Genomic DNA, 21,232 nt, shown 5'->3' with positions numbered 1-21,232 from the left:
CGTTGAAAATGCGTTCACCCCGAGAGTTCCGGCGGCATCAGGCTGCCCAAGCACGCCACTCACCCGCCAAGGGCTCGGCGTTACGTTGCGAATAGGACGGGTCCGGGAATACGGGGGCAAGATCAATCTGGATGGGGCGATCCGCCTCATCCAACGTGGACTGAATCTCCATCCAGTGATCCTTCGGTCTGTCCAGCGCCTTGCCCTTGTTGGGCAACAGTCGCAAGAAGTGATTCTTCGCCAGGTCTGCGGCCGTCAGGTCCTTACCACGGGTGTTCAGCGTCTCGAAGATCAGGTACGCATCATCCTGGTTGTCCAGCGTGATTGAAATGACTTTGAGCCCCAAAAGCTTATTACGAGCTTGCTCCAACCACTTCCTGCCAGTGGCCTTGGCCTTGGATGGATCCACCTTCGCAATGGCCGCATCCACGCCGTCCTCGATGAAGCTCGCCAGGGTCTGATAGGCCACACTGATAGCCCTCTCTTCCTCGCCGGCATCTATGTCAGAGTCTTCCTTCTCCAGGCTCTGAATCTTGGCTTGCAGGTACGGGTAAGAGGTTTCCGTTTTGAGGACGAATTGGGCCTGGTCGTTGAGATCGCGCGTTTCAATAAGTCGATGCACACCCTTGCCCAGGGCATCGTGGCCCAACTCCATGAACTTGTCCCGGATAGCACACAGTGCAATGGTGATGGTAGTTAGGCGCTGCTGGCCATCGACCAAGCCATAGGAAGAGCTGGAAATGTTGTATGAGACAAAGGCTCCGATAAAGTAATCCTTCTTGACCTCTGCTGTGCTATCGACCCAGAACTCCTCAACGTTCTCTTTGTCCCAAGAGAAGGGCCGCTGGAAACGTGGGATTAGGTATGTCCCTGACTCCAACACCTGGCGGATATCGCGCTCAACACACTGAATTTTCATGCTTCCCCCTCTTTTTTACTATCGGGGGCCAGTTTAGTGGTGTTCTAGAGTGCCTTGATTTGTGCGTCGCGAAGGTCCCTTCCGATCCCCAACAGACCTACGTCATCTCTGAGTGGATTTCCGCTCATGGCCGATAGCCGCCAACCCTAGACCCTACCGGGTGCATTCCCTGCGGACTGCTCCGCGTTCCACACACCCGCGCAAGGCGCCCCGCCCATCAAAAATACAATCCGGGTGATGACTGCCCTTACCAAACAGCGCGTTGTCGTCGGCCTCTCGGGCGGCGTGGACTCCGCCGTGACCGCCTACCTGCTCAAACAACAAGGCCACGAGGTGGTCGGCATCTTCATGAAGAACTGGGAAGATGACGACGACAGCGAATACTGCTCGTCCAACATCGACTTCGTGGACGCCGCCGCCGTGGCCGATGTGATCGGCATCGAGATCGAGCACGTCAACTTTGCCGCCGACTACAAAGACCGCGTGTTTGCCGAGTTTCTGCGTGAGTACCAGGCCGGGCGCACGCCCAACCCCGATGTGCTGTGCAATGCCGAGATCAAGTTCAAGGCCTTTCTCGACCACGCCATGCGCCTGGGCGCCGAGAAGATTGCCACCGGGCACTACGCGCGCGTGCGGCACAACGCCGCCACTGGCTTGTTCGAGCTGCTCAAGGGGCTGGACCCGTCCAAGGACCAGAGCTATTTTTTGCACCGTTTGACGCAGGCGCAGCTGTCCAAGACGCTGTTCCCGGTGGGCGAGCTGCACAAGACCGAGGTGCGCCGCATTGCCGAGGAAATCGGTCTGCCCAATGCCAAGAAGAAGGATTCGACCGGCATCTGCTTCATTGGCGAGCGGCCGTTTCGCGAGTTTTTGAACCGCTACATCAGCCATGCGCCCGGCCCCATTCTGGACGACCGCGGGCGCAAGCTGGGGCGGCATGTGGGCCTGAGCTTTTACACGCTGGGCCAGCGCCAGGGGCTGGGCATTGGCGGCGTGAAAGAGAAGGGCGCGCAGCGCGGCGGCGGCGAGCATGCGCCGTGGTTTGTTGCGCGCAAAGAGCTGGAGACCAACACGCTGCGCGTGGTGCAGGGGCACGACCATCCCTGGCTGCTGTCGCATCGGCTGGATGCGCAGGATGCCAGCTGGATTGCCGGTGCCGCGCCCGCACCCGGCACCTACGCGGCCAAGACGCGTTACCGGCAGCAGGATGCGGCGTGCATGGTGGAGCGAGCCGATGCTGCGGGTTTCAGCCTGCACTTTTCCGATGCGCAGTGGGCCGTCACGCCGGGGCAAAGCGCCGTGCTGTACGACGGCGAGGTGTGCCTGGGCGGCGGGGTGATTGCGGCGGCGGACGTAACGGATTAACCCGGATTTTCCGATGGGGCTGGGAATGGCAGCGCGGGCGGGTTGTGTCTGAAGGGCAGCCCTTCTTTAACTGTCAAATATGCGTCAAGCGCTTATAAAACAAGCGCAAGCAGCTATATATTAAATAGCAAAACAGTCATTCGCCAGCCTTTGCGCTGCACCGCGGGTCAATCGGCCGCCACCATCACGCTGTTACGGCCGGCATGCTTGGCCTGGTAGAGGGCAGCATCGGCGCGGTTGAGCAAATGCTGATAGTCAGGGTGGCCGTTGAAGGCAGCCACGCCGATGCTGACGGTGACATGCAGGGTCTGCTCGTTGGGCAGCGAAAACACTTCGGCAGCCACCTGCCTGCACAGCTTTTGCGCAGCGCGCTGCGCGCCCGCCAGCGGGGTGTCCACCAGCAGCAGCAAGAATTCTTCACCGCCCAGCCGAAACAGATAGTCGCCGCCGCGGGTGTGGTGGGTGAGCAGACCGGCCAGGTGCTGCAGCACGCTGTCTCCGGCAGCATGGCCGTAGGTGTCATTGATCTGTTTGAAATGGTCAATGTCGATGGCCAGCACCGACAGGCTGACACCGCTGGTGCGCGCGTAGTTGACTTCCTTGCCCAGCACCACGGGCAGAAACTTGCGATTGAGCAGCCGCGTGAGCACGTCGCGTCCGGATTCGAGCTCGGTGTTTTGCTCGAACAAGGTGTTCAGCTGGAAGGCAATGCGCTTGCAGCTCTCGCGCAGATCACGCAGGCGTGCGATGCGCTCGGCTTCGCCTCCGGGCAAGGCAAAGGCGGGCAACACGGCCTCGTCAATGTGCTGTATGGCACCCAGGATGGCCTCGGTCTCTGCAGCGCCCTGGAACACATGCGTGCCCTTGTGGCGAAACCACAGGCCGAACTCCGATGCGCCCAGGCGCGGCAGCTGCCCCGATTGCAGACCCACGGCGTGGTCGAACATGAGCTGGTTTTCCCAGTCGAGCAAGGCGGCGCGGCGGCGCTCGCGCTCGGTGGAAACGTTTTGCGCCACGGCAAACAGGCGGTAGGCCTCCTGGGCGCGCGAGTTGCGTTCGCGCGAGCTGGAATAGGCCTGGCTCATGACTTCCATGGCCAAGTCCAGCACCCGGGCGACCAGTTGCAGCGCGCCCGGGCGATCCGCCGCCTGGCACACCGCATCGTCTTGCAGCAGGACATGCATTTTCTCTTTCAGGGTGCGGGCGCCACGCAGCACCAGATGCATAGGCACGTCGATGCGGGCATGCACTTCACCGATCTTCTTTTGCTGCGCCACCAGGGGCATCAGGTCGTCGTCAGGCTGCTGCGCAAACACCGCCACCAGCCAGGCCTGCATGGACGCGTGCAGGCGGCTGTGCACCTGCTCGTGCGACAAAAAGACCGAGGCAGCCCGATCACGCATCATCTGCTCGTAAAAGTGGCTGGCCAGTGCATCGCACTGCGCAGCAGCCAGCGCGCTCACCTGCTGGCGCACCGCCAGGCTGTGGCTGAGCAGCAATTGGCGCCACTCGGCGGCGTGCCGTTGATCCGATTGATGAGGCATGACTCAGAACTGCTGAAAGCAGGTTACCCAAAAAAAAGAACCCCAAAGACCTGCTCCCCGAGGCGATCCTGGACGAGAGGCCGCCGCCCATGTCTCCAAAACCCGACATGACAAGGGACTTCGTCACCGACGCTGCACCGCAGTGCGTCAATTGTCCGAGATTGTGCATGTTGCTCCAGCGAATAGCCGTGGCCACACCCCATCGCCCAGCTGTGCTTCGCCAAAAGAGAGGCCGGAGAGGCCGGCCTGGGCCCGCTGACAGCGGTGGGCATTACCGGAGGGCGGAGGCGTTGCCTGATTTTCTGGCACCCTCTGGTGCCTGCGCCCAGACAGGGCGGCAGCGGCGCCGATGTTGGTTTAACACAGCACCACCTCGGGTTTCTGTCAATAGTATTGACTTGCTATTGCCGATAGTAGATATTTATTGAGAAAATATTGTGTTACACCATTAACGCTTGCGCGCTCGCGCATTTGCGCTATCCATGATCCCATTGACCACCGAATCCGCCGCATCCTCCCCACTGATGAAGATTGCCCACCTGCACCAGCTGCAGTGCTCACGCCAGTGGCGCGGTTTTCTGGCGGCGATGGGCGATGAATTCGCATCGGCCCTGCCGGCACAAGAGCTGACCACACTCATGGCGCGCATCGGCGTGCGCTTTGCTGCCGCGCACCCGCTGAACGCCTGCGAGACGGTGCAAGAGCTTCAGCAAGACATGAACCGCGTGTGGGACTTGCTCGAATGGGGCTGGGCCGAGCTGGGCCAGACCAGCGAGGGCATCGAAGTGACGCACCATTTTTCGCCCCTTGCGGCGGCTTTCGGCGAGGCACAGGTGCCTTGGGCCTGCGGCTTTTTGCAGGGGGTTTACCAGCATTGGTTTGCCGCCGCCGGCGCCGAGGGGCTACGGGTGGACGTGGTGACAGCGGCGGATGCGCAGGGCAGCGTGCGCCTGCGACTGGTCGCGGCCTGACATGACCGCCTGGTGGAAAGGACATCGACATGCAGCAGCCCAATGACATTTTCAGCCTGTACCAAGAGTTTGGCGGCAAACCCGACACCTACCGGGAGCTGACGCGCTCGCGCGAGGCGGATGCGGCGCGTGGGCGCTGGCCGCTCATCAACGCATTGGAGGCGCTGCCGCAAGAGGTGCCCGCTGTGCGCCCGGGTGAAGCGACGGGCGCTCCCCCTCCGCAATGGCAGACACAAGCGCCGGTTCTGGTTCAACAGCTTCAACAGCCAGCGGCCGCACCCGTGGCGCAGACAGCTCCGGTAGCTCCGGTCGACCAACGTATCGAGCCACGCCTGGACGCTGCGCCTGCGGGCGCAACGCCCCCCTGGCCTGCGGCGCATGCCTTGGCCACGGTTACGCAGCCGACGCCTGCAGCGGCACCGGCTCCCCTGCTCCTGCATGAACTGGCGGCGCCAGTTGCGGCTGCCGCGCCGGCGGCAGCGATGGCGCCTGTCCAGCCAGTGGCCGCCGCAGCGCAATCCGGCGCCCACGCAGCAGCGACTGTGGCGCACCCCTTGTGGCATGCCGGGGCACCCCTCAGCGAGCCCGCAAGGCAGGCCGCGCGCTGGGGCGCAGCCGCACCTGCCGCCGCCGCTATTTCTGCTCCGGCCCAGGCTGTCTTGGCGACCGCCCCAGCCGCTGCACCTGTTGCTGCACCCGTTGCAGCCCCGGCTCCCGCGACGTGGTCATCTGCCGCGCCCCCCGCCCCTGTGCCAGCCCAGACGATGGCCGAGCTGCAAGGCCCGTCGCCCCTTGCGCGGCTGGCGCAGCCGTCCGCACCCGCCACCGGCCTGCGCCAAGTGTTTGCCCGCCTGCTGGGCACGAGAAACCATCCATGAACATTCTGACCATCGCATCGGCCAAAGGAGGTGTGGGCAAAACCACGGTGACCGAGAACCTGGCTGTCGCACTGGCCCGGCGCACGGGCCGTACCGTGCTGGCTATCGACCTGGATCCGCAAAACGCGCTTGCGCTGCACATGGGCCTGGGGCCGCATGAGTTGCGCGGACTGTCACGCGCCACCCTGGCCGGCCAGGACTGGCGCGACGTGTGCTTCGAGCGCCAGCCCGGCCTGTACCTGCTGCCCTACGGCGTGATCACCGAGGAAGACCGGGCCACGCTGGAAGCGCACATCAGCGCCCGTCCCAACAGGCTGCGCGAGCAACTGCAAACGCTGCACCTGCCTGAAGATGCGCTGGTGCTGCTGGATACGCCCCCCGGGCCATCGCTGTACGGCCGTCAGGCACTGGGCGTCACCCAATGGGTGATGGTGGTGCTGCTGGCCGATGCAGCGTCCTACGCCACGCTGCCGCTCATGCAGCGGCTGGTTCAAACCCATTGCGCACCGCGCACCGACTTTATCGATGCGTTCTATCTGCTTAGCCAGCTCAACTCCGGGCGCCAGCTGTCGCAGGACATCCTGCGCGTGCTGCGCGAAGGCGTGGGGCAGCACTTTGCCGGGGTGATTCATGCCGATGAAGCGGTGCCCGAAGCGCTTGCGCTGGGCGTCAGCGTGCTCGATCACAGCGCGCAAAGCCAGGCCAGCCATGACTTTATGGCCTGCGCCGACTTTCTCACCGCGCGGATGCAAGCCGCTTTGCAGCCGGCATAGGAACCACCATGGCCACGGATCACAAAACCGCCGCCGACGAGATCGCCGACCGCAACCCCAACAGCTTCGAGGCGCGCTGGCGCATGCGCGTGCACATGCTGGCGGATCTGCCCTGGTGGAACCACCCATTCGTGCGGCTGGCTGCGGTGTTGCTGGCAGCCTTGCTGTTTGCCATCGTGGTCAGCGTGCCCATGAACCTGCAGGGGCAGCTCATCTTCTCGGCGGGCTGCTTCTTCGCGGCCATGCTGCTCAACCGCACGCCGGGCCGGCTGTCCACGCTGGCGATGATCGTGCTGTCGATCACCGCATCCACGCGCTACATGTACTGGCGCGTGACGGACACCATCGGCTTCACCAACGTGATCGACGCGTTCTTCGGCCTGGGCCTGCTGGCGGCAGAGCTGTACGCCTTCCTGGTGCTGCTGATCGGCTACTTCCAGACGGCCTGGCCGCTGCAGCGCCGCCCCGTGCCCATGCCGCCGGACGTCGATTCCTGGCCCAGCGTGGACGTGTTCATCCCCTCGTACAACGAGCCGCTGGAAGTGGTCAAGCAGACCGTGTTCTCGGCCATGCACATGGACTGGCCCGCCGACCGGCTGCACGTGTACGTGCTCGACGACGGACGCCGCGAGGAATTCCGTGCGTTTTGCGAAGAGCTGGGCGTCGGCTACCTCACGCGCAACAACAACGCCCACGCCAAGGCGGGCAACATCAATGCGGCGCTGGCCGTCACCGGCTCTGATTACGTCGTCATCTTCGACTGCGACCACATTCCCACCCGCTCCTTCCTGCAGATCTGCATGGGCTGGTTCGTGCGCGACCCCAAACTGGCCATGCTGCAGACGCCCCACCACTTCTTCTCGCCCGACCCGTTCGAGAAGAACCTGGAAACCTTCCACCAGATGCCCAACGAGGGTGAGCTGTTCTACGGCATCGTGCAAGACGGCAACGACCTGTGGAATGCCGCGTTCTTCTGTGGCTCGTGCGCCGTCATCAAGCGTGGGCCACTGATGCAGGTCGGCGGCATTGCTGTGGAAACCGTGACCGAGGACGCGCACACCGCCCTCAAGCTGAGCCGCCTGGGCTACAACACCGCCTACCTGGAGCTGCCTCAGGCCGCGGGCCTGGCGACCGAAAGTCTGTCGGGCCACGTAGGCCAGCGCATCCGCTGGGCGCGGGGCATGGCGCAGATCTGCCGCGTTGACAACCCACTGCTGGGCCCGGGCCTGAAGCTGGGCCAGCGCCTGTGCTACTTCAACGCCATGCTGCACTTCTTCTACGGGCTGCCGCGGCTGGTGTTCCTCACGGCGCCGCTGGCCTACCTGTTCTTCAACGCCCACGTGTTCCATGCATCCGCCCTGATGATCACGGCCTACGCGCTGCCGCACCTGGTGCATGCCAGCATGACCAACTCGCGCATCCAGGGGCGTTTTCGCTACTCGTTCTGGAACGAGGTCTACGAGTCGGTGCTGGCCTGGTACATCATGCGCCCGGTGCTGGTGGCCTTCGTGAACCCCAAGCTGGGGAAATTCAACGTGACCGCCAAGGGCGGCGTCATCGAGCAGTCGTACTTCGACTGGTCCATTGCCCGTCCCTACCTGATCTTGCTGGTGCTCAACCTGGTGGGCATGGCAGTGGGCGTGTGGCGCATGGTGCTGGAGGGCCTCTCCTCCGAGACTTTCACCACGCTGGCGATCAACATGGTCTGGACGGTCTATAACATCATCCTGACCAGCGCCAGCCTGGCCGTGGCCAGCGAGACGCGCCAGGTGCGCAGCACACCTCGGGTGACGGCCAAGTTGCCGGCCGCCCTGCGCTTTGCCGACGGTCGCACCCTCATGTGCGAGACCGACGACTTCTCCCAAAGCGGTCTTGGCCTGAGCGTGCCCCCGGATCTGGCGCTCGATGTGGACTCGCAGGTGCATGTCACGCTGTTTCGCTCGGACGAAGAAGGCAGCTTCCCCGCGCAAGTCACCTTTTGCAGCAACGGCCGCCTGGGCCTGCGCTTTGACGGACTCAGCCTGCGCCAGCAGGCCCAGCTGGCCAGCCTGACCTTCGGGCGCGCAGATGCCTGGATCGGTTTCTGGGGCAACCGCCAGCACGACAAGCCGCTCACCTCCCTCAAGAGCGTGATGGTGATCGGCGTGCGCGGCCTGCGCCAGGTGGCCGCCAACACCCTGAACATCATGCGCGGACGGCGCGAAGTCATCAGCAAGCCGCGGTAACCCCTTTTCGTCCTTCGCCGGACTTTCCTTCGAAGCATCCATGACCGAGTCAACCAACACCCCCTGGCGCGCGGCGCCCGTATTGGCAGCTGCCGCGCTGCTGGTAGCCACGCCCCTGGCCGGCACGGGCAGCGCGCAGGCCCAGCCGGCGGCCGTGCAGCCCCAGGCGAGCGCCGTGCAGTCAGAGTCCTTGCCCAATGGCGCGGGCCGCAAGTACCAGGTGAGCTTCCGCCAGCTGGGCGCGATATTTCCGCTGCAGCTGCGCGGCGTGCAGGGCACGGGTGGGGTGCAGTTCAGCGTGCGTGGCGACGAGGTGGTGTCCAGCGCGCGGCTGCGTCTGAACTACGCCTACTCGCCGGCGCTGCTGCCCGACATCTCGCACCTGCGGGTGATGGTCAACGAGCAGGTCGTCACCACCATCCCGGTGCCCAAAGAGCAAGGCGGGCAGAACCTGCAGCGCGTGATCGACATCCCCGCGCGCATGATCGGCGAGTTCAACCGCCTGAACATCGAGCTGATCGGCCACTACACCATGGACTGCGAAGATCCCGCGCACTCCAGCCTGTGGGCCAACGTGGGTAACGACAGCGTGCTGGAGCTGACGGTCAGCCCGCTGGCGCTGGCCAACGACCTGGCCTTCCTGCCCGAGCCCTTTTTTGACCGGCGCGATGCCCGCCCTCTCGAGCTGCCCATCGTGTTCGCCAACACCCCTGACGCCGCGCAGCTGGAAGCGGCCGGCACCATCTCGTCGTGGTTCGGCGCGCTGGCGGGCTTTCGCGGCGCCTCCTTTCCGGCGGCAGTGGGGCAGATTCCGGCCAAGGGCCATGCCGTGGTGCTGGCGCTGGGCACGCAAAGCGTGCCCGGGTTGGACCTGCCCGCCGCCAAGGGCCCCGCGATCACGGTGGCCACCCATCCGACGGACTCCACGGCCAAGGTGCTCATCGTCAGCGGCCGCGACGTGCAAGAGCTCAAGCGCGCGGCCACGGCGCTCACCGTGGGCGCACCCGCGCTGTCAGGCCCGACGGCGGTCATCACCGAATTCACCCAAGTCGAGCCGCGCAAGCCCTACGACGCGCCCAACTGGCTGTCCAAAGACCGCCCCGTCAAGTTTGGCGAGCTGGCCCAGGCGGACATGCTGAGCGTGGCCGGCTATTCGCCCGACCTCATCCGCGTGAACTTCCAGGTGCCGCCCGACCTGTTCGCATGGCGCAAGCAGGACATCCCGGTGCACATCAAATACCGCTACACCGGGCAAAACGGGGCCGACAAGTCCACCCTGAACATCAATGTCAACGAGCAGTTTCTGCGCTCGCTGCCGCTGCGCGCAGCCGACTTCAGCCCCACCGGCAGGGTGCAGCGCCTGATCGACAGTGTGCTGCCCGCACCGGCGCTGGCCTCGGGCGACCTGCTGCCTGCGGAAGACTTCTTCCAGGTGCCGCTGTTCAAGCTGCCCGCGCGCAGCCAGCTGCAGTTTCACTATTACCACGAGCTGAAGAAAGAAGGCTCGTGCAAGGACGTGCTGCTGGACAACGTGCGCGGCACCGTGGAGCCCGACTCGACCATCGACATCACGGGCTTCTCGCACTTTCTGGCCATGCCCGACCTGGCGGCGTTCGGCAACAGCGGTTTTCCGTTCACGCGCCTGGCCGACCTGTCGGAATCCGCCGTGGTGCTGCCCGCCCGGCCCGAACATGCCGACTACAGCGCCTACCTGTCGCTCATGGGGCTGATGGGCAACGTGACCGGCTACCCGGCCCATGCCGTCACCGTGGCCCTGGGGGACAACCTGCAGGGTCTGGAAGACAAAGACCTGCTGGTCATCGCCAGCGGCAGCAACCCGCCGCTGCTTTCGCGGTGGGCGGATCACCTGCCCTTCAGCCTGAATGGCGACGGCAAGCGTTTTCGCCTGTCGGACTATGCCTCTCAGCTGCTCAACTGGTGGGATCCCGACCAAGCCAGCCGCGCCAAGCCGGGCCGCAGCGAAGTCGTCTTCAACAGCTCCAGCAGCGACGCGGTGCTGGCGGGCTTCGAGTCGCCCTTGCGCAGCGGGCGCAGCGTGGTCATGCTGGCCAGCAACCAGGCTGCGGGTCTGCAGCAGATCACCGAGGCGCTGCGCGACCCCGACCTGCTCAAGCGCATCCAGGGCAGCGCCGCCGTGGTGCGCGGCCAAGAGGTCAACAGCCTGGTGGCCGAGCAGACCTACCACGTCGGCGAGCTGGGGGCAGTCACGCATGCGCGGTGGTGGCTGTCGCGCAACCCGCTGGCCCTGGTGGTGCTGGGCGTGTCGGCCGCAATCCTCATCGGGCTGATGCTCTACATCGCGCTGCGTGCCCGTGCCCGTGCGCGCCTGAAGGCCGCAGCCAAATAGTCAAGCTATGATTTCAGGAGCTGCCAGCGCTTGTATAGCAATGGCTTGGACATATTTTGACCTGATAATCAGCTGCCACCGGGGCACCTTGTACCCTCTAACGGCGCGGCCGTGGGCATACCCACGGTCGCCCATGCACCCTGACGCCGCCAATTTATCAGCGTTTTAGCCACCAAGCCCTTATAGAACAAGCGCCAGCAGCTATGAAAATTGATAGCCACACGCCCATGACGAGCCCTGCCAGCCAACCCGGCCATGCGGCGCGATCGGCCTGCGCCGCGCTGCTGCATCGCGCCGGCAGCGCACTGGCGCTGTGGTGCGCCCTGGCGCCCGCCGCCATGGCGGCAGACACGTGCCCGGCCGCCACATGGCCGCTGTGGGAGCAGTTCGCCCAGCGCTTCATGCAGGCCGACGGCAGGGTCATCGACTACTCGGTCGCGCAGCAGCACTCCACGTCCGAGGGGCAGTCCTACGCCATGTTCTTCGCGCTGGTGGCGCGCGACCGCGAGCGCTTTGACAAGCTGTGGGGCTGGAGCGTCACCAACCTGGCGGGCGGCGACGCGGGCGCACAGCTGCCAGCCTGGCAATGGGGGCGCAGGAACGACGGCAGCTGGGGCGTGATCGACGCCAACTCGGCCTCGGACGCCAACCTCTGGTTCGCCTACAGCCTGGCCGAGGCCGGGCGCCTGTGGCGCGAGCCGCGCTACACCGCGCAGGCGCGGGCCCTGCTGGCCCTGGTGGTGGCGCAGGAGGTGGCCGACGTGCCGGGCCTGGGCCCCACGCTGCTGCCGGCGCCCCAGGGCTTCGTGCTGAAAGGCCGCATCTGGCGGCTCAATCCCAGCTATCTGCATGTGCCGCTGGTGCGCGCCTTTGAACGCCTGGACCCCCAGGGCCCTTGGCGCGCGCTGCTGGCCAGCCACGAACGCATGCTGGCCGCCACCACCCCCAAGGGTTTTGCCGCCGACTGGGTGGCCTTCGAGCTGCCCGAGGGCGGTGGGCCGGGCGCCTTCGTGGCCGACCCCGACAAAGGCGACACCGGCAGCTACGACGCCATCCGCGCCTACCTGTGGGCTGGCATGACGCCGCGCGCCGACCGGCTCGCGGCGGTGCAGCTGCGCAGGCTCGGCGGCATGGCGACCGCCCTGCGCAGCGCACCGGTGCCGCCCGAAAAGGTGCAGACCGCCACCGGCCAGGCACAGGGCCAGGGGCCGGTGGGCTTTTCGGCGGCGCTGCTGCCCTACCTGCAAGCGCTGGGCGCCAAGGCACAGCTAAAGCAGCAGCAAGAGCGCGTGCGTGCGCAGCTGCTGCAGCCACCCGCCGGCAGCACGCCCCTCTACTACGACCAGGTGCTCGGCCTTTTTGGCACGGGCTGGATGGAACAACGCTATCAATTCCTGCCTTCGGGCAGACTGCAATTACGCTGGGAAAAGGCATGTCCGCAACAAAGCGCCAAAACCACACCCTGATTCTGGGTCTGATCGCATCACTGGGCACCCTGACAGTCCCCGCCCAGGCCCAGGATGCCGCCGCCAAGGCACTCATCGAACAAGGCCAGTACTGGCAATCCCGTGGCGACAGCCTGCGCGCCATCGACGCCTGGCAAAAGCTGCTGCGCGTTGACCCCAACAACCCCGACGCCCTGTACGGCATGGCGCGCGCGCAGCTTCAGCAGCAGCGCCTGGAAGAAGCCCAGCGCGGCCTGGAGCAACTGCGCCGCGCCCACCCCGGACACCGCCTGGTGGAACGGCTGCAGCAGGAGATCAACGTCCAGCGCAACAGCGCCCAGGTGCAACAGGCGCGCGAGCTGGCCCGCGCGGGCCAGGCCGACCAGGCCCTGAGCAACTACCAGGCTGCCCTGGGCGGCCAGCCACCCACTGGCCCGCTGGCGCTGGAGTATTACCAGACGCTGGGCGGCACCTCCGGCGGCTGGGACGACGCCCGGCGCGGGCTGGAGCAGCTGGCGCGCCAGTCGCCCGATGACGCCCGGATTTCCCTGGCCCTGGCCCAGCACCTGACCTACCGCGAATCCACGCGCCGCGAGGGCATCGCCCAGCTGGCGCGCCTGTCGGGCCACCCCGAGGTGGGCAAGGCCGCCACCGACAGCTGGCGCAAGGCCCTGGCCTGGACGGGCAGCCGCACCGCCGACATTCCGCTGTACCAGGCCTTCCTGCGCGCCCACCCTGGCGACGCTGCGGTGCAGGCGCGCCTGCGCGAGGTCGAGGCCCGCCAGCGCACGGCCCGGGCCGAAGCCACTGCGGCGCGCGACCCGCTGCGCCAGCGCAGCAGCGACGGCTTCAAGGCGCTCGAAGACGGCGACCTGGAAGCCGCAGAAGCGGAATTTCGCACCGTGCTCGAAGCCCGCCCCAGCGACGGCGACGCGCTGGGTGGCATGGGCGTGCTGCGCCTGCGCCAGGAGGAATTTGCGCAGGCCCGCAGCTACCTGGAGCGCGCCACGCGCCATGGCTCGGCCGCACGCTGGAAGCAGGCCCTGGACAGCGCCACCTACTGGACCCTGATCGGGCAGGCCCGCGCCGCGCGTGAGGCCGGCGAACAGGCCAGCGCGCGCCAGTTGCTGGAGCAGGCCGTGCGCCTGGATCCCAAGGAAGTCACCGCCGAGAACGACCTGGCCGACGTGCTGGCCGAGATGGGCCAGCTCGAAGCCGCCGAAGCCGGCTACCGCCGCGTGCTGGCACGCCAGGCCGACAACCCCGACGCGCTGCGCGGCCTGGTGGGCGTGCTGTCGCAAACCGGCAAGGCCGGCGAGGCGCTGCAGCTGGTCGAAAAACTCACCCCCAGCCAGCAGGAAAAAGTGGGGGCCCTGGGCCGCCTGCGCGCCACGCAGGCCATGGGCCAGGCCCGCGCCGCCACCGAGCGCGGCGACGACAACGCAGCCCGCATCGCGCTTGAAGACGCGCTGCTCAACGACCCCGGCAACCCCTGGGTGCGGCTCGATCTGGCGCGGCTGTACCTGAAGATGGGCGCCTCGGCAGAGGCCCGCGGCGTGATGGACGGACTGCTGATCTCCAACCCCCACATGCCCGAGGCGCTGTATGCCAGCGCCCTGCTCGCGTCCGAGGCCAACGACTGGACCGGCGCGCTGGCCACGCTGGAGCGCATCCCCGAGCAAAACCGCACGCGCGACATCGCCGCGCTGCAAAAGCGCGCCTGGGTGCATGTGCAGGCTGCCGCCGCCTCCGCGCTGGGGCGCGAGGGCAACCTGGCGCAGGCGCGTGCCGTGCTGGCCCAGGCCGAGCCCTTCGTGGAGCAAGACCCCGAACTGCTGGGCACGGTGGCCCTGGCGTATGCCGACGCTGGCGACCCCAACCGCGCCCTGGCCATGGTGCGCGAAGTGCTGGCCCGCACACCCCGCCCCGACACCGGCCTGCGCCTGCAGTACGCCGCCGCGCTGCTCAAGACCCAGCAGGACGTGGAGCTGGCGGGCATCCTGCGGCAGCTGCAGGACGTACCCATGTCCGCCCAGCAGCGCCGCGGCTACGAGGACATCCGCGTGGGCTACATCCTGCGCCAGGCCGACGCGGTGCGCAGCAGCGGCGACCTGGCCGGCGCCTTCGACACCCTGGCCCCGCTGCTGGCCGAGCGCCCCAACGACCCCGACGTGATCGGCGTGCTGGCCCGCATGTACACCGACAACGGCGACCATGCCCAGGCCATGCAGCTGTACCACCGCCTGCTGGAGAAGTCGCCGCGCAACCTCAAGCTGCTGCTGCCGGCCGCCGCGGCCGCCACCGCCACCAAGGACTACGCCTACGCGGAATCCGCCATTCAGGTGGCGCTGCAACTGGCACCCCAGGACCCCGAGGTGCTGACGGCCGCCGGCCGCCTGTACCGCGCCAAGGGCGAAGCCACCAAGGCCGGCCAGTACTTTGCCGCCGCCATCGAGGCCGAAAACCGCCAGCGCGCAGCCGTGCTGGGCGCGGCAGGGCCGGGCGCAGCGGGCTGGAATGCCGCGGCGCCGGGCGCCAACCCCTTCCGCCGCACCGCCGCGCCGGCCTGGGGCGCGCGCACCCCGTTTCCCACGGCAGCCGTGGCTGCTGCGCCCCTGGGCTACGCGGCGGCCCCGCCCACCGCCGCAATCGCCGGGCCGCAGCCCTTCATCCCCCCGCCGGCGGGCGCTGCCCGCTTTCCGATGGCCGCGCCCGCGGCCATGCCCGTTGCCACGCCGGCCAACTACTACGCCGGCACACCGGGACAGGCTGCGGGGCAGGCGCAAGCGCAGATGCCCCGGCAGATATCAGGACTGGCATCGCCGACGCCCTCTGCCGCCAATGCCCCACGGCTGCCCAACAGCACCGCTGCCAACCCGGCCACGACTGCCAGCCCCGCGGGCAAGGCAGGTGCGCAGACCCGTACCGCGCCGTCCAAGTCACTGGGCAGCACGTCCGGCGCACCGGGCGCACCCGCGGCTCCAGCCGCGCCCACCGGCGGAGCGTCCCTGTATGTGCCCCCGCCCGCCACGGGCTACATCACGCCCCAGGCGGCCTATGCCGGCAGCGCGCAGGCCGCGCCCCTGTCGCTGCCCGCGGCCACGCCTTCGCTGTGGGGCGCGGCGCCCATGACGGCACCGTCCGGCATGCCGCAGCCAGCGCGCCCGCGCACAGCCCTGGACGAACTGTCCGAACTGCAGGAGGGCCGCACCTCCATGCTGTCGGTAGGCGTGGTGGGCCGCGCCCGCCAGGGCGAGGCCGGGCTGAGCCGCCTGACCGATCTGCAGGCGCCAGTGGAGCTGAAGTTTGGCGCTGGCGACGGCATGATGACCCTGCGCGCCACCCCCACGGGCTTGAGCTCCGGCACGCCCGACACCAGCTACGGCACCCTCAGCCGCTTCGGCAGCGGGCCTGCCACGGCGCTGGACATGCCGCTGCGCTCACCGGGCTCGCAAAGCGACAACGGCGTGGGCCTGAGCGTGGGCTACGAAACCGCCAACCTGGCCCTGGACGTGGGCACGCTGCCGCTGGGCTTTCGCCAGACCGACATCACCGGCGGCGTGCGCTACCGCTTCGGACTGGGCGACCAGAGCACCCTGACGGGCGAGCTGTCGCGCCGGCCGGTCACGGACAGCGTGCTGTCGTTTGCCGGCGCCCGCGATGCGCGCACCCGCGAGACCTGGGGCGCGGTGTCCGCCAGCGGCGCGCGCCTGGATCTGACCTGGGACGACGGCAACTTTGGCGCCTACGCCGTCGGCGCGCTACACGGCCTGGAGGGCCAGAACGTCAAGTCCAACTACCGCGCCGAACTGGGCGGCGGCATGTACTGGCGCATCCACCGCTCCACCGACGCCGCCTTCACCGCGGGCCTGAACTTCACGGGCCTGAGCTATGACAAGAACCTGCGCTACTTCACCTATGGGCACGGCGGCTATTTCAGTCCGCAGCAGTTCCTGGCGCTGAGCGTGCCCTTTGACTGGGCGCAGCGCACCGGCCGCCTGAGCTACCAGATCAAGGGCGCCCTGGGCGCGCAGTACTTCAAGGAGGACGACGCGCCCTACTTCCCCACCAGCGGCGCGCGCCAAAGCGCCGCCGCGCAGGCCGCCAGCGATGCCGAGGCCTTCGGCGAGGTGGGCGCCAGCACCACCGCCGTGTATCCGGGCCAGAGCAAGACCGGCCTGGGCTACAACCTGGGTGTGGCGATGGAATACCAGTTGCACCCGCAGTTGTTCATCGGCAGCCACCTGTCGCTGGACAACGCGCGCAACTACCGCCAGTTCTCGGGCGGTCTGTACCTGCGCTACGCTTTGCAGCCCTACACGGGCCGTCAGGCGCTGCCGGTCAATCCGCTGAAGTCGCCGTATTCGTTCTGACCGCGCACGCCGTTCCCCGCGGGGGGGGGCGGACGGGACTGACGGTTGAACCCAGATTTTCCATTAGGGCTTGGGATGGCAGCGAGGGCAGTTGCGAGGCAGTTCGGTACCGACTGATGAGCCCATAGCCGTAGCTATGGGCGACGAAGAGGGGCCGAAATGACCGCAAATGCACCGCTGACGCCCAAGCAGCACGGAAGGTGCGCCTAATGGGAAGTCTGGGTTGAAGCCCACAAAAATCCCCCGCATGCGGGGGATTTTTTCGCCTGCACACACGCGGCGCATCCAGCCGATGCGGCGGGCACTGGATTGCCGCTTTCGCGGCAATGACGGGGTGCTGCCGGGGTGAACGTGGCGGGGCCTGGGCATGTGACTGGCAACAGTCAAATCAGCCTTCAGGCCAATTCAACTTCCAGCCCCTGCCAGTCCAGCGCCAAAAGCTATCAATAAAAGAGCAACCGCACCCCTGTCGCCCGCCGTCATGCCCGCGCGGGCGGGCATCCAGCCTGCGCCAGCGGGCACCCGGTTGCCGCGGTCAGCGCTTGTCGCCCACGAAGACCGAATGGGCGCGCTCGCCAGACTTGCTTTCGCCCGACGTCAGGATGCGCAGGCCCGACACCCTGCCCTGCGAGAACATGGCAGAGGCCACGCCCGATTGCGATGGGCCGGTGGAGAGTTCACAGCCGATGGTGGTGCCCGGCGTGACCGGCTTGGCGGGGTCTTCCAGGTAGCCGAAGGCCTCCACGCGGTACAGATTGGCGTCATTGCCGGCCAGATGGATCAGCTTGCCCACAATCAGGCAGCCATTGGTGGTGGCGCCGGTGATGGCGCCGTCAACGGCCACCTGCACATCGACCGTATGGCCGCCAAAGCCCACGCCGGGCATGCGGTAGCTGCCCACGATCAGGTTGATGTTCGGGGTAGCCGTCGCAGGCAGGGCGTACAAAGGGTCGCGCTGCAGGGTGAACTGCGTGGGGTAGCCCCCCGGCTGCGTCGAGTAGCTGTAGCTGCCCGTGAGGCGGCTTGCCGCCTGGTTGGCGGCGGTGCTTTCCACCGCCATGTCGAACTGCACACCGCCGATGTAACCGCCCGTGCCGCCCAGTTGCCGGTCGAACAGGCGCACGCTGTCTTTGTCGGACAGGAAACGGGTAGGCGTGGCGCTGTTGTCGAAGGGCAGCAGCTGACCGTACAGCGCGTTGTGGTTGAAGCTGCTGTTGGTGTAGAAGAACATGCCGCCGTCCGGCAGCACCGAGCCCCAGACGGCGGTGTCGCCCGTCACGCCGGCGGGCAGTTGCAGCGTGCCGACCCAGTTGCCCGCAGCCGGGCCGGTGAAAGGAGTGATGACATCCGGGCCGGGGTCCTTCAGGCCGTTGAGGACATAGGTGTTGTCCGCCCCGATCGCGTTGCGCGTCAACACCCAGATGCCGGCAGGCTTGTTGCTGGCATCAAAGCGCAAAAAGGCCACCCCTGCCTGCTGGGTGCCGGCGCGGTCACCGCAGGCGATCTCGTCGCCGGACAGCCCCATCGTCACCGTGTACAGGGCCGAGCTTTGCGAACGCGGCGCGACCGTGCCCTGGACGCTGCAACCGCCCACGCGGCCCGACAGCGATCCGTTCGCAGTCACCGTGAAGACCCATTGCCCCCCAAACACGCCGGCCCCGCGGTACGTGCCCGCCACCAGGTCGGATCGGGCGGGGTAGTCGTTGAGCTTGCTCAAGCCCAGCTTGAAGGTGGTGGGGCTGGATGTGGCCGCTGCGGTACCCGCCGGGCTGGTGTAGTTGCCGCTGATCGACACCGTCTTGCCCGTGGCCGGGTCAGAGCTGGCAGTGCCGCGCAGGGTGAGGCCGGTGGCGAACTTGCCGTCCTGCACCGAAAAGTACGTCACCCCGGTGGCCTGCACCGCCGCCACATTGGTGCGCAGCAGGCCGTAGATGCCGTCGTAGCCGGCGGAACCCGCCGCGCCGCGGGCCAGATAGAACTCGCCGCCCTTGCCATCCACGCCGCCGTCGATGAAGCCCACCACGGAGCGCTGCGCCGCGCCCGTGCCCACGGTGCCTTCCCAGATGCCGCCGGGGTATTGCTGCGTGCCGGGCGGGGGGCCGACATCATCGCCTCCCGAGCCTCCGCCGCAGCCAGCAAGCGCTGCAGCCAGACACAGGAAAGCCAGGGAGCCGGAACGGGCGGGGAAGGAAAAGCGCATGGGGTGAGCCTTGGGCAAGAAAAAGGCGGCACCTGCGCCGCCTGGGTCAGACAAGGCGCGCTGCTGCATCCGTCGCAGCGGCGCGCTACGCCAATGATGTTATTTCATGGGCCGTTGCAGTCCATAGCAAAAAGCGATTAATCAGCGCTTTCAGAACGGAATGTCGTCATCCATGTCGTCAAAACCCGACGCTGCCCGCGGCGGCTGGGCCACGGGAGCAGGTGCGGCCATGGGCGCGGGGGCCGGGCGGGCGGGCGGCGCTGCGGGGCGGGCGGCGGGCGCGGGGCGGCGCTGGGGCTGGTCGTAGCCGCCGCTGTCACCACCGTAGCCGCCATCGTCGTAGCCGCCACCGCCGCCCTGGCCGCCCATGCCCTGGCGGCTGCCCAGCATCTGCATGGTGTCGGCGCGGATTTCGGTGGTGTAGCGCTCCTGGCCGCTTTGGTCGGTCCACTTGCGGGTGCGCAGGCTGCCTTCCACATAGACCTGCGAGCCCTTGCGCAGGTACTGGCCCACGATCTCGGCCAGGCGGCCGTTGAAGACCACGCTGTGCCACTCGGTGGCCTCTTTGTTTTCGCCAGTGTTCTTGTCGCGCCAGCGGTCCGTCGTGGCGATGCGCACGTTGGCGACCTGGTCGCCGCTGGGGAAGGAGCGCATTTCGGGATCGCGGCCCAGGTTGCCGACGATGATGACTTTGTTGACGGATGCCATGCGTGAAAAACCTTTATGTCAATACGGGGCGCGGGCTGCAAAGGGAGGGGTCCCGCGCCGGACGCGCCATTGTGCCGCAAGCACCCCGCCGTGCACGCAGGGCTTGGGCGCATGCGTTTTTGGCCGATGTTGCGCGCGGATCTACGGGCGAATCTACGGGCGAATCTGCGCGCGGTTTCCGCGCATCGTCAGCGCCGCCTTACCGCTCAGCCGTGGCGCCCCAAGGGCCGCAGGGGCCAGGTCAGCACAAGCCACAGCGCCGTCAGCAGCGCGGTGGCCATGAACAACCCGGGCGCGCCCGCCCATTTGGCCAGCGCGCCGCCTAACGCGCCGCCGGCAAACAGCCCCAGCGACTGCAGCGTGTTGTAGCTGCCCAGCGCCGCGCCGCGCAGGCTGGCCGGGGCCATGCGCGACACCAGGCTGGGCTGCGTGGCCTCCAGCGCGTTGAAGCCGCAAAAAAAGATGAACAGCAGCGCCGCCAGCAGCAGCAAAGGCGGTGCGACCCCGCTGGCGGCCAGCAGCCCCAGGCCCACCTGCACCAGCAGTACTAGGCCGATGGCAGCCAGCAGCGCCGCGCGCAGGCGCCCGCGCCGCTCCAGGGCAAAAACCCCGCCCATCGCCGCAAAAGACAACACCACCGCCGGCAGGTACACCTGCCAGTGCGCGTCTTTGTGCAGACCGCCTTGCACCAGCATGGCGGGCACGGCCACCCACATGGCCATTTGCACCGTGTGCAGCACGAACACGCCCAGGTTCAGGCGCAACAGATCGGCATGGCGCCACACGTCGGCCAGGCGCCCGCGGGGGGCGTCGGCATGCCGCGCGGGCTCTGGCGGCACCACCCACAGCACCACGGCCACGCCGCCCAGCGCCAGCGCGCAGGTCAGCCCGAACAGCCCTGCCAGCCCGACCCATGCCGTGAGCAGCGGCGCCGCCACCAGGGCAATGGCAAACATCAGCCCGATGCTGGCGCCCACCAGGGCCATGGCCTTGGTGCGCACCGCGTCGCGCGTCTGGTCGGCCAGCAGCGCCGTCACCGCCGCCGACACGGCGCCCGCGCCCTGCAGCGCACGGCCCGCCAGCAGGCCCGTCACCGAATCGGCCAGCGCCGCCAGCAGGCTGCCCGCGGCAAACACCAGCAGCCCGGCGACGATGACGCGCTTGCGGCCAAAGCGGTCGGACGCCATGCCCAGCGGCAGCTGCAAAAACGCCTGCGTCAGGCCGTACACGCCCAGGGCCAGCCCGACCAGCGCGGGGTCGTCACCGCCCGGGTAGTAGCGCGCCTCCAGCGCAAACACCGGCAGCACCAGGAACAGGCCCAGCATGCGCAGCGCAAAAATCAGCGCCAGCCCCGCGCTGGAGCGGCGCTCCAGCGCGGTCATGGTGGTGGATGGGCGGGCAGCGGGCGTGGCGGCGGTGGGGGTGGGCTTGGCGGTGTCCGGCACGGCGGGCGGGTGGCGAGT

At 67.5% G+C, this 21,232-nt stretch carries 13 protein-coding genes; 8 read left to right on the top strand and 5 right to left on the bottom strand.

Annotated elements, in window-relative coordinates:
• Positions 1 to 37: 37 nt before the first annotated feature.
• Complete coding sequence (locus AB7E35_RS10810) at positions 38 to 919, bottom strand: DUF262 domain-containing protein (RefSeq protein WP_428163781.1); 882 nt, start codon at positions 917 to 919, stop codon at positions 38 to 40.
• A 237-nt stretch (positions 920 to 1,156) separates the two neighbouring features.
• Here AB7E35_RS10810 and mnmA point away from each other — a divergent pair, with 237 nt between their 5' ends.
• Positions 1,157 to 2,284: a tRNA 2-thiouridine(34) synthase MnmA gene (mnmA, locus tag AB7E35_RS10805; protein ID WP_428167537.1), complete on the top strand. Its 1,128-nt coding sequence runs from the start codon at positions 1,157 to 1,159 to the stop codon at positions 2,282 to 2,284.
• A gap of 167 nt (positions 2,285 to 2,451) precedes the next feature.
• On the opposite strand, the gene AB7E35_RS10800 is transcribed toward mnmA, so the two are convergent.
• A complete protein-coding gene (locus AB7E35_RS10800) occupies positions 2,452 to 3,828 on the bottom strand; it encodes a diguanylate cyclase (RefSeq protein ID WP_428163779.1) in 1,377 nt (458 codons plus the stop codon).
• A 482-nt stretch (positions 3,829 to 4,310) separates the two neighbouring features.
• Between AB7E35_RS10800 and bcsD the strand changes: the two genes are divergently transcribed.
• From bcsD to AB7E35_RS10765, 7 genes are all read left to right on the top strand, one after another.
• Positions 4,311 to 4,799, top strand: coding sequence for a cellulose biosynthesis protein BcsD (bcsD, locus tag AB7E35_RS10795; protein ID WP_428163778.1), 489 nt, complete (start codon positions 4,311 to 4,313; stop codon positions 4,797 to 4,799).
• A 29-nt stretch (positions 4,800 to 4,828) separates the two neighbouring features.
• The gene (gene bcsP, locus AB7E35_RS10790; protein WP_428167536.1) at positions 4,829 to 5,677 is read left to right on the top strand and encodes a cellulose biosynthesis protein BcsP; all 849 of its coding nucleotides are present in this window, start codon (positions 4,829 to 4,831) and stop codon (positions 5,675 to 5,677) included.
• Positions 5,674 to 6,450 carry a cellulose biosynthesis protein BcsQ gene (gene bcsQ / locus AB7E35_RS10785; RefSeq protein ID WP_428167535.1) on the top strand — a complete coding sequence of 259 codons (777 nt, stop codon included), beginning with the start codon at positions 5,674 to 5,676 and terminating at the stop codon, positions 6,448 to 6,450. The genes bcsP and bcsQ overlap by 4 nt, the downstream gene beginning before the upstream one ends.
• Before the next feature lie 8 nt (positions 6,451 to 6,458).
• Positions 6,459 to 8,675: a UDP-forming cellulose synthase catalytic subunit gene (gene bcsA / locus AB7E35_RS10780; RefSeq protein WP_428163776.1), complete on the top strand. Its 2,217-nt coding sequence runs from the start codon at positions 6,459 to 6,461 to the stop codon at positions 8,673 to 8,675.
• Positions 8,676 to 8,715: 40 nt separating this feature from the next.
• Entirely contained in the window at positions 8,716 to 11,043 is a 2,328-nt protein-coding gene (gene bcsB, locus AB7E35_RS10775; RefSeq protein ID WP_428163775.1) for a cellulose biosynthesis cyclic di-GMP-binding regulatory protein BcsB, read from the top strand.
• Positions 11,044 to 11,270: 227 nt separating this feature from the next.
• The gene (gene bcsZ / locus AB7E35_RS10770) at positions 11,271 to 12,509 is read left to right on the top strand and encodes a cellulose synthase complex periplasmic endoglucanase BcsZ (RefSeq protein WP_428167534.1); all 1,239 of its coding nucleotides are present in this window, start codon (positions 11,271 to 11,273) and stop codon (positions 12,507 to 12,509) included.
• A complete protein-coding gene (locus AB7E35_RS10765) occupies positions 12,476 to 16,861 on the top strand; it encodes a cellulose synthase subunit BcsC-related outer membrane protein (protein ID WP_428167533.1) in 4,386 nt (1,461 codons plus the stop codon). Before bcsZ ends, AB7E35_RS10765 begins: the two co-directional genes overlap by 34 nt.
• A gap of 535 nt (positions 16,862 to 17,396) precedes the next feature.
• On the opposite strand, the gene AB7E35_RS10760 is transcribed toward AB7E35_RS10765, so the two are convergent.
• The 3 genes from AB7E35_RS10760 to AB7E35_RS10750 form a co-directional block, all read right to left on the bottom strand.
• Positions 17,397 to 19,061 carry a hypothetical protein gene (locus AB7E35_RS10760; protein WP_428163772.1) on the bottom strand — a complete coding sequence of 555 codons (1,665 nt, stop codon included), beginning with the start codon at positions 19,059 to 19,061 and terminating at the stop codon, positions 17,397 to 17,399.
• Positions 19,062 to 19,211: 150 nt separating this feature from the next.
• Positions 19,212 to 19,769: a single-stranded DNA-binding protein gene (ssb, locus tag AB7E35_RS10755; RefSeq protein WP_428163771.1), complete on the bottom strand. Its 558-nt coding sequence runs from the start codon at positions 19,767 to 19,769 to the stop codon at positions 19,212 to 19,214.
• Between the two features lie 206 nt (positions 19,770 to 19,975).
• Positions 19,976 to 21,151 carry an MFS transporter gene (locus AB7E35_RS10750; protein WP_428167538.1) on the bottom strand — a complete coding sequence of 392 codons (1,176 nt, stop codon included), beginning with the start codon at positions 21,149 to 21,151 and terminating at the stop codon, positions 19,976 to 19,978.
• Positions 21,152 to 21,232 lie beyond the last annotated feature (81 nt).

The sequence above is a fragment of the Diaphorobacter sp. genome, assembly GCF_050251835.1.
Lineage (GTDB): Bacteria > Pseudomonadota > Gammaproteobacteria > Burkholderiales > Burkholderiaceae_C > JBFXIE01.
The sequence above is the reverse complement of the archived record's forward strand: the minus strand, read 5'-3'. Positions and strand labels throughout refer to the sequence as shown.

Coding starts and splice junctions, on each gene's coding strand:
- bcsZ (WP_428167534.1), top strand. CDS start 11,271: ATGACGAGCCCTGCCAGCCAACCCGGCCATGCGGCGCGATCGGCCTGC.
- mnmA (WP_428167537.1), top strand. CDS start 1,157: ATGACTGCCCTTACCAAACAGCGCGTTGTCGTCGGCCTCTCGGGCGGC.
- AB7E35_RS10765 (WP_428167533.1), top strand. CDS start 12,476: ATGTCCGCAACAAAGCGCCAAAACCACACCCTGATTCTGGGTCTGATC.
- AB7E35_RS10760 (WP_428163772.1), bottom strand. CDS start 19,061: ATGCGCTTTTCCTTCCCCGCCCGTTCCGGCTCCCTGGCTTTCCTGTGT.
- bcsA (WP_428163776.1), top strand. CDS start 6,459: ATGGCCACGGATCACAAAACCGCCGCCGACGAGATCGCCGACCGCAAC.
- AB7E35_RS10810 (WP_428163781.1), bottom strand. CDS start 919: ATGAAAATTCAGTGTGTTGAGCGCGATATCCGCCAGGTGTTGGAGTCA.
- bcsB (WP_428163775.1), top strand. CDS start 8,716: ATGACCGAGTCAACCAACACCCCCTGGCGCGCGGCGCCCGTATTGGCA.
- AB7E35_RS10800 (WP_428163779.1), bottom strand. CDS start 3,828: ATGCCTCATCAATCGGATCAACGGCACGCCGCCGAGTGGCGCCAATTG.
- bcsQ (WP_428167535.1), top strand. CDS start 5,674: ATGAACATTCTGACCATCGCATCGGCCAAAGGAGGTGTGGGCAAAACC.
- bcsD (WP_428163778.1), top strand. CDS start 4,311: ATGATCCCATTGACCACCGAATCCGCCGCATCCTCCCCACTGATGAAG.
- bcsP (WP_428167536.1), top strand. CDS start 4,829: ATGCAGCAGCCCAATGACATTTTCAGCCTGTACCAAGAGTTTGGCGGC.
- ssb (WP_428163771.1), bottom strand. CDS start 19,769: ATGGCATCCGTCAACAAAGTCATCATCGTCGGCAACCTGGGCCGCGAT.
- AB7E35_RS10750 (WP_428167538.1), bottom strand. CDS start 21,151: ATGACCGCGCTGGAGCGCCGCTCCAGCGCGGGGCTGGCGCTGATTTTT.